Origin of the sequence: Calidithermus chliarophilus DSM 9957, assembly GCF_000430045.1 — a bacterium.
In the GTDB taxonomy this organism is placed as follows: Bacteria; Deinococcota; Deinococci; order Deinococcales; family Thermaceae; genus Calidithermus; species Calidithermus chliarophilus.
The window spans coordinates 1441193-1442580 of the sequence record NZ_KE387023.1; the positions used below are offsets into that span (position 1 = coordinate 1441193).

The 1388-nt window shown below is 75.9% G+C and carries 1 protein-coding gene; it reads left to right on the top strand.

Annotation, left to right across the window (positions count from 1 at the left end; genetic code table 11):
• Window positions 1–1388, top strand: a 1388-nt coding sequence (locus MEICH_RS24010; RefSeq protein ID WP_169730638.1) for a tetratricopeptide repeat protein, incomplete at both ends; no start/stop codon positions are given.

A 1388-nucleotide genomic window follows, 5' to 3' on the forward strand; every position in this document is an offset into this window, starting at 1 on the left:
CGAGCACGCGCGGCAGGCCGGGAACGAGGTCCAGGCGGCGCGCTGGGGGGCGCGGGCAGCGGGCTATGCGCGGGGCGAGGAGCAGGGGCGGATGGCCCTGGAGGCCGCCCGGGTGCTGCAGCACCACGACCTCCCCGAGGCCGCCCGCCTGGTCCGGCTGGCCCTGCCGACCCCGGCGGCCACGGCCGAGACGGTGCGCTTCTACGCCCACCTGCTGGCGCGGCAGGGGCACCCCCCCGACCTCGAGGCCCTGCTCGAGGGCCTGCCCCCCAAGCTACGCGAGGCGGTAGACCTTCCCTCGCTGGCCGTCACCGCCCACAACATCGCCGGGAACAACGCCAAGGCCCTCGAGGTCTGGCTGGCCCACCCGCGGCTGCACGCCGACCCCTCGCCCGATCTCCTGCGCGCGGCGGCGGCTTCGGCGTTGGCGACGGGCCAGATGGAGATGGCCGAGTCCCTGACGGCCCGGGGCATCGCCACCGCGGACCCGGCCCTGCGCTGCGAGTTCTTGTCCATCCAGGCCCTGACCCACTACCACCGGGGGGAGTATGCGGCGGCCGAGGCCACCCTGGCGCAGGCCCTGGAGATCCTCGGCACCCTCGACGCGCCGCGCCTGCGGGGCACCGTGCTGGTCAACCGGGCGGCTTTCCTGCGGATGCTGGGGCGTTACGACGAGATGGGCCGCTGCCTCGAGGAGGCCCTGCAGATCCGGCGCCAGGCCGGCGACGCCAAGGCCTACGCCTTCGCCCTGGCCGCCCTGGCCGAGCTTTTGGTCGAGCAGGGGCGCTACGGGGCGGCCGAGGAGGCCGTGCTCGAGGCCATCGCTACGCTCGAGCTCTACGGCCCCAGCCGCTTCCTGGCCAACGCGCACTCCATCGCGAGCCTGCTGTACCGTTCCCAGGACACCCCCATCGCCCGGCTCCTCGCCCTCAAGCACGCCGACCTCGCGCTGGGCTACGCCCGCCAGCTCGGCAGCCCCCGGGTGGTGCGGGAGCTGCTCTTCGACGCCTCGCTCGCCAGCACCGGCGCCGGCCAGCCCGAGCGGGGGCTGGCCCTGGCCGCCGAAGCCGAAGGGCTGGCCGGGGCGGCGGGGGACTCGCCCCACGACAACTTCCGCACCCGCTGGGCTAAGGGCCTGGCCCTGGAAGCCCTGGGCGAGCGCGGCGCGGCCGTACAGGCCCTGCGCGAGGCCCTCGAGGGGGCGGGCCAGCTCGACGTGGCGATCGACGAGCACAAGCTCGGCCTCGAGCTCGACCGGCTCACCGGCGACGTGGAGAGCGCCCGCCGGCGGCTGGGGTGGTTCGAGGGGCACGGCCTCACGAACGGGGCCAACCTGGCCCGCTGCTACTTCCCCCAGCTCGCCGAGGCCGCCCCCGTGGCGCCCGCTG